The organism is Candidatus Streptomyces philanthi (assembly GCF_059553635.1).
The window spans coordinates 21,695-28,076 of record NZ_JCANQV010000043.1; the positions used below are offsets into that span (position 1 = coordinate 21,695).

Below are 6,382 nucleotides of genomic sequence, written 5' to 3' on the forward strand. Positions count from 1 at the left end.
CCGGGTGTCAGCGCCCGGCGGCGGTCAGCATCACCAGCAGCGGTACGACGCGGTCGGCCGGTACCTCGTAGCGGCCGCGGGCGGTCGTGTGCAGCCAGCCGGCGGCGGTCAGCTGCCGGAGATGGTGGTAGATCTGGCCGGTCGTGCCCGTGCCGTCGAGCGCGGTGAGTTCGGCGGCGGTGCACCGGCCGGCGAGGATCTCGCGGAGCAGCCGCAGCCGGACGGGCTGGCCGAGGGCGGCGAAGGTGTCGGCGGCCTCGGTCCAGTCGGCTTCCAGCGCGGTGTCGGTGTCCACGCCGTACTGCCACTCGTAGTACTGGCCGGTCGGGACGCGGACGGCTCCGGTGTAGAGCACTCCCCCGTTGTCGGCGCCCAGGTCGCGCAGGGCGGACTTCAGGCCGCGCAGGGCCCAGAAGCTGTCGCCGGACTCCGCTTCGAGGGCCGGTTCCGTGGGCGCGGCCGTCCGCTCGGCGGCCCGCTCCAGCGCGGACAGCCGCCGTTCCAGCTCGGCCACGCGCGGTTCGAGATCCATGGCGAGAGATTACGTAATTACGTAATCACGAGCAAGCGGGTGGCCGGAAAACGACGAGCGGCCCGCCAGGTGGGTTCCTGGCGGGCCGCTCGGGGTGTTCGGTCAGGCGAGAAGGCCCGGGATGGTCCCCTCGTGCGCCGTCCGCAGCTCGTCCAGCGGGATGCTGAACTGGCCCTGGACGTCGATCGCGTCACCGTCGACCACACCGATGCGGGTGGCCGGCAGACCGCGCGCACCACACATGTCGGTGAAGCGGAGCTCCTCGCTGCGCGGCACCGAGACGATCGCGCGGCCCGCGGACTCGGAGAAGAGGAACACGAACGGGTCGATGCCCTCGGGCACGACCAGCCGGGCGCCCTTGCCGCCGCGCAGGCACGACTCCACGAGGGCCTGGACCAGACCGCCGTCGGACAGGTCGTGCGCCGCGTCGGCCATGCCGTCGCGGGAGGCCGAGATCAGGATCTCCGCCAGCAGCCGCTCACGCTCCAGGTCGACCTTGGGCGGCAGACCGCCGAGGTGATCGTGGATCACCTGCGACCAGGCCGAACCGCCCAGCTCCTCCTCGGTGTCACCCAGGAGGTAGATCAGCTGGCCCTCCTCGGCGAACGCCATCGGCGTACGGCGGTTGACGTCGTCGATGACGCCGAGGACCGCGACCACCGGGGTCGGGTGGATCGCCGCCTCGCCGGTCTGGTTGTAGAGCGAGACATTGCCGCCGGTCACGGGGGTGCCGAGCTGCTGGCAGGCGTCCGCGAGACCACGGGTGGCCTCGGCGAACTGCCACATCACCGCCGGGTCCTCGGGCGAACCGAAGTTCAGGCAGTCGGAGACCGCCAGCGGCTTGGCGCCGGTCGCGGCGACATTGCGGTACGACTCGGCCAGCGCCAGCTGCGCGCCCGTGTACGGGTCGAGCTTGGCGTAGCGGCCGTTGCCGTCGGTCGCCAGGGCCACGCCGAGGTTGGTGTCCTCGTCGACGCGGATCATGCCGGAGTCCTCCGGCTGCGCGAGGACGGTGTTGCCCTGCACGAACCGGTCGTACTGGTCGGTGATCCACGCCTTCGACGCCTGGTTCGGCGAGGCGACGAGCCTCAGGACCTGCGCCCGCAGCTCGTCGGCGTCCGCCGGGCGGGGCAGCTTGTTGGCGTCGTCCGCCTGGAGGGCGTCCTGCCAGTCGGGACGGGCGAAGGGCCGGTGGTAGGTCGGGCCCTCGTGGGCGACCGAACGCGGCGGGACGTCCACGATCCGCTCGCCGTGCCAGAAGATCTCCAGCCGGGTGCCGTCCGTCACCTCACCGATCACGGTGGCGATGACGTCCCACTTCTCGCAGATCTCCAGGAAGCGGTCGACCTTGTCCGGCTCGACGATCGCGCACATGCGCTCCTGCGACTCGCTCATGAGGATCTCCTCGGGCGAGAGGGAGGAGTCGCGCAGCGGGACGGTGTCCAGCTCGACGCGCATACCGCCGGAACCGGCCGAGGCCAGCTCGCTGGTGGCGCAGGACAGACCGGCGCCGCCGAGGTCCTGGATGCCGGCGACCAGCTTCTCCTTGAAGACCTCCAGGGTGCACTCGATGAGGAGCTTCTCCTGGAAGGGGTCACCGACCTGGACGGCGGGGCGCTTGGTCGGCTTGGTGGCGTCGAAGGTCTCCGACGCGAGGACGGAGACGCCGCCGATGCCGTCGCCACCGGTGCGGGCGCCGTAGAGGATGACCTTGTTGCCGGCACCGGACGCCTTCGCCAGGTGGATGTCCTCGTGCTTCATCACACCGATGGCACCGGCGTTGACCAGCGGGTTGCCCTGGTAGCAGGCGTCGAAGACGACCTCGCCGCCGATGTTGGGCAGGCCCAGGCAGTTGCCGTAGCCGCCGATGCCCGCGACCACGCCCGGCAGGACGCGCTTGGTGTCGGGGTGGTCGGCCGCGCCGAACCGCAGCGGGTCGACGACCGCGACCGGCCGGGCGCCCATGGCGAGGATGTCGCGGACGATGCCGCCGACACCGGTGGCCGCGCCCTGGTACGGCTCGATGTAGCTGGGGTGGTTGTGGGACTCCACCTTGAACGTGACGGCGTAGCCCTGGCCGACGTCGACGACGCCCGCGTTCTCCCCGATGCCGACGAGCATCGCGTCGTTCTCGGGGGTCTTCTCGCCGAACTGCTTCAGATGGACCTTGCTGCTCTTGTACGAGCAGTGCTCGGACCACATGACGGAGTACATCGCCAGCTCGGCGCCGGTGGGACGGCGGCCCAGGATCTCGCGGATGCGCGCGTACTCGTCCTGCTTGAGGCCCAGCTCGGCCCAGGGCTGCTCGGCGTCGGGCGTGTCGGTCGCGTGCTGAACGGTGTCGAGGCTGTGCTTGATGATGCCCTCGCTTCGCTCGGTCATGAGGCGTTGACCAGCTTCTTCAGGATCGAGGTGAAGAACCCGAGACCGTCGGTGCGACCCGTGCCGATCAGCGGTTCCACGGCGTGCTCGGGGTGCGGCATGAGGCCGACGACATTGCCCGCCTCGTTGGTGATGCCGGCGATGTCACGGAGCGAGCCGTTGGGGTTGCCGTCCAGGTAGCGGAAGGCGACCCGGCCCTCCGCCTCCAGCATGTCGAGGGTGCGCTCGTCGGCGACGTAGCGGCCGTCGATGTTCTTCAGCGGGACGGAGATCTCCTGGCCCGCGGTGTAGTCGGTGGTCCACGCGGTGTCCGCGTTCTCCACCCGCAGCTTCTGCTCGCGGCAGACGAAGTGCAGGCTCTCGTTGCGGAGCATCGCGCCGGGCAGCAGATGCGTCTCGGTGAGCACCTGGAAGCCGTTGCAGATGCCGAGGACCGGCATCCCGGCCTTCGCCCGCTCGATGACGGACTCCATCACCGGCGAGAAACGGGAGATCGCGCCGGCCCGCAGATAGTCGCCGTACGAGAAACCGCCGGGCAGCACCACGGCGTCGACCTGCCGGAGGTCCTTGTCACGGTGCCACAGCGGCACCGCCTCGGCCCCGGCGACCCGCACCGCGCGCTGGGTGTCGCGGTCGTCGAGCGTGCCGGGGAAGGTGATGACACCGATGCGTGCGGTCATGAGTCGACCCGCACGGTGAAGTCCTCGATGACGGTGTTGGCGAGGAAGGTCTCGGCCATCTCGTGGATACGGGCGAGGGCGGCCTCGTCTACGGGGCCCTCCACCTCAAGTTCGAAACGCTTGCCCTGACGGACGTCGGCGATCCCCTCGAAGCCCAGGCGTGGCAGTGCGCGCTGCACCGCCTGCCCCTGCGGGTCGAGGATCTCCGGCTTGAGCATGACGTCGACTACGACGCGTGCCACTGGCACTCCCGGTGGTGTGGTGCGTAAGGCGGTTCCCTCACAGTACCGTGTTCGAAAATCTACGCGCATAGATATTCTTCGCCACGGCACGTCCTGGTATCGGATGATGTGCGCGTCGGGGAAAATCCTTGAAAAGATCCCGGGTACGGATTGCGGGAGGACGCACGCAAGGACACGCTGAGAAAATTAAGCGGGCTTCACAATGCATTGCCCGTCCCTGTACAAATGAAAAAGCATTGATCCCGATCAGCCGGATCTCAAGCATCCCCCCACGTCAACACGGGGTTGCTGCACGAAAGGACCGATATCCGTGGCGCAGCGCGTAGTAGTAACGCTCTCCGATGACATCGACGGAGGAGAAGCCGCAGAGACGGTCACCTTCGGTTTGGACGGGAAGACGTACGAGATCGACCTCAATCCCGCCAACGCGAAGAAACTGCGCGGCGCACTCGCTCCGTACGTCGAGGCCGGTCGCAAGCGGTCCAAGTCCGGCAAGACCTACCACCGGACCGCCGTGACGCCCGACCCCGCCGCCGTCCGGGCCTGGGCCCGCTCGCACCAGATGGACGTGCCCCCGCGCGGCCGCATCCCGAAGAAGGTCTACGAGGCCTTCAACGCCGCCAACCACTGACCACCCGCCGGCCCTGCCGCCCCGCCCCCGGCCGACTTGCACAGCACCCCCCTTGATCAGCTAAAGTCTGGAGCACGCCGAGGGGCGAGGGCCGCAGGGCCGAAACCCCGAGGGGTCACGCGGGTGTAGCTCAGTAGTAGAGCGCCCTCTTTCCAAGAGGGAGGCGCAGTGTGCAATCCCTGTCACCCGCTCCGACAGTCTCGACCATCCCCAAGGATCAGGTAGAGTAGCTGTCGCGCCGCCCGGTGAAAGCCGGTCGGATGCCTGCGGACGTAGCTCAGTTGGTAGAGCGCAACCTTGCCAAGGTTGAGGTCGCGAGTTCGAGCCTCGTCGTCCGCTCAGAATGAAGGGCCCGGTCATCAAGATCGGGCCCTTCGGCGTTCCCCCGCATTCCCCGCCTTTTGCCGTTCGATTCCCGGACGGACGGATGTGGCGGTGGACACATCGGCGCGGGGTCGGGGGCACGAAGGGACTTGGCACCCCCGAGCGTTGGCTATAGTGGTGCACACACCGCGCGGCGGGGACCGAAAGGGTCTCTCCGGTACGGGTATGCGGACGTAGCTCAGTTGGTAGAGCGCAACCTTGCCAAGGTTGAGGTCGCGAGTTCGAGCCTCGTCGTCCGCTCAAGGGAAAAGGCCCCGATCCTCTTCAGGACCGGGGCCTTTCGCTTTTCCCGGGTGCCGGTTACGACCAGGTGAGACCCGTCAGACGCTCGTACGCCTCGACGTACTTGGCGCGGGTGTGGTCGACGACCTCCTGCGGGAGGGCGGGCGGCGGCAGTTCGGCCGTGCGGTCCCAGCCGGACGCCGGGGAGGTCAGCCAGTTCCGGATGATCTGCTTGTCGAAGGACGGCTGCGGGCGGCCCGGCTGCCACTGGTCGGCCGGCCAGAAGCGCGAGGAGTCCGGGGTGAGGACCTCGTCGCCGAGGGTCAGCCGGTCACCGTCGTAACCGAACTCGAACTTGGTGTCCGCGAGGATCAGCCCGCGGTCCCGGGCGATGTCCCGGGCCCGGCCGTACAGCGCGAGGGTCGTCTGGCGCAGTTCGGCGGCGACGTCCGCGCCGGCCTGGCGGGCCACCTCCTCGTACGACACGTTCTCGTCGTGGTCGCCGACGGCGGCCTTGGTGGCCGGGGTGAAGATCGGCGCGGGGAGTTCGGAACCGTCCGTCAGGCCCTCGGGGAGCGCGAGGCCGCAGACCGTACGGCTCTCGCGGTACTCGGCGAGGCCGGAGCCGGTGAGGTAGCCGCGGGCGACGCACTCGACGGGGACCATCCGCAGCGCGGTGCAGACCAGGGTGCGGCCCGCCCAGTCGGCGGGGGCGCCGGCCGGGACGTCGGTGGACAGGACATGGCCGGGCACCAGGTCGGCGAGCTGGTCGAACCACCACAGGGTGAGCTGGGTGAGGATGCGGCCCTTGTCGGGGATCTCGGTGGGCAGCACCCAGTCGTAGGCGGAGGTGCGGTCGCTGGCGACCATGACCAGTCGGCCGTCGGCGTCCTGGTAGAGGTCGCGCACCTTGCCGGTGTGCAGATGGGTGAGCCCCGGCACCCGCACGGGCTCGGGCTTTTCTACGAAACCGGACACGCTGCCTCCGCGTAGGTTGGTCCAGGAGTACTCCCGATTCTCCCGCACGAGGGACAGGGCCGCTGCTCAGGGGTGGTGGAGCGGTGCCCGGCGGGACCGGCGCGCGACCAGGGCGAGGGTGAGCAGGGCCGGCACCGCGGCACCGGCCAGCACCACCGGGGGCGGCAGGAACGTGCCGAGCAGGGTGACCGCGTACGGGGCGCAGAAGCCGAGGTACGCCAGGGCCCAGAAGTACGCGGTGAGACGGGCGAGGCGGTGCGGTGGGGCCAGGGCCGCCGTTTCCGTCAGGCCGTACGCGACACACAGGCCGTAGCCGGCGCCGAGGACGGCC

General features: G+C 69.5%; 6 protein-coding genes, 3 tRNA genes and 1 pseudogene. 4 read left to right on the top strand and 6 right to left on the bottom strand.

The annotated features are described in order from the left end of the window. Positions 1 to 7 precede the first annotated feature (7 nt). From AC51EU_RS08125 to purS, 4 genes are all read right to left on the bottom strand, one after another. The gene (locus AC51EU_RS08125; protein WP_496266006.1) at positions 8 to 532 is read right to left on the bottom strand and encodes an ArsR/SmtB family transcription factor; all 525 of its coding nucleotides are present in this window, start codon (positions 530 to 532) and stop codon (positions 8 to 10) included. Positions 533 to 634: 102 nt separating this feature from the next. Further along, positions 635 to 2,914 carry a phosphoribosylformylglycinamidine synthase subunit PurL gene (gene purL / locus AC51EU_RS08130; protein WP_496266007.1) on the bottom strand — a complete coding sequence of 760 codons (2,280 nt, stop codon included), beginning with the start codon at positions 2,912 to 2,914 and terminating at the stop codon, positions 635 to 637. After that, complete coding sequence (gene purQ / locus AC51EU_RS08135) at positions 2,911 to 3,594, bottom strand: phosphoribosylformylglycinamidine synthase subunit PurQ (protein ID WP_496266008.1); 684 nt, start codon at positions 3,592 to 3,594, stop codon at positions 2,911 to 2,913. Before purQ ends, purL begins: the two co-directional genes overlap by 4 nt. Then, positions 3,591 to 3,836: a phosphoribosylformylglycinamidine synthase subunit PurS gene (gene purS / locus AC51EU_RS08140; protein WP_042151546.1), complete on the bottom strand. Its 246-nt coding sequence runs from the start codon at positions 3,834 to 3,836 to the stop codon at positions 3,591 to 3,593. Before purS ends, purQ begins: the two co-directional genes overlap by 4 nt. A gap of 310 nt (positions 3,837 to 4,146) precedes the next feature. Here purS and AC51EU_RS08145 point away from each other — a divergent pair, with 310 nt between their 5' ends. The 4 genes from AC51EU_RS08145 to AC51EU_RS08160 all read left to right on the top strand — a co-directional run bounded on the left by AC51EU_RS08145 (position 4,147) and on the right by AC51EU_RS08160 (position 5,091). Then, a complete protein-coding gene (locus AC51EU_RS08145) occupies positions 4,147 to 4,467 on the top strand; it encodes a histone-like nucleoid-structuring protein Lsr2 (protein WP_496266009.1) in 321 nt (106 codons plus the stop codon). 119 nt (positions 4,468 to 4,586) lie between these two features. Beyond that, positions 4,587 to 4,658 (top strand) — tRNA-Gly (locus AC51EU_RS08150). A 75-nt stretch (positions 4,659 to 4,733) separates the two neighbouring features. Continuing rightward, positions 4,734 to 4,806 (top strand) — tRNA-Gly (locus tag AC51EU_RS08155). Positions 4,807 to 5,018: 212 nt separating this feature from the next. Further along, positions 5,019 to 5,091, top strand: a tRNA-Gly gene (locus AC51EU_RS08160). A gap of 60 nt (positions 5,092 to 5,151) precedes the next feature. Here the strand turns inward: AC51EU_RS08160 and AC51EU_RS08165 are convergent. Further along, positions 5,152 to 6,051 carry a phosphoribosylaminoimidazolesuccinocarboxamide synthase gene (locus AC51EU_RS08165; protein WP_496266010.1) on the bottom strand — a complete coding sequence of 300 codons (900 nt, stop codon included), beginning with the start codon at positions 6,049 to 6,051 and terminating at the stop codon, positions 5,152 to 5,154. A gap of 66 nt (positions 6,052 to 6,117) precedes the next feature. Then, a pseudogene (locus tag AC51EU_RS08170) lies at positions 6,118 to 6,382 on the bottom strand (MFS transporter); the annotation flags it as partial.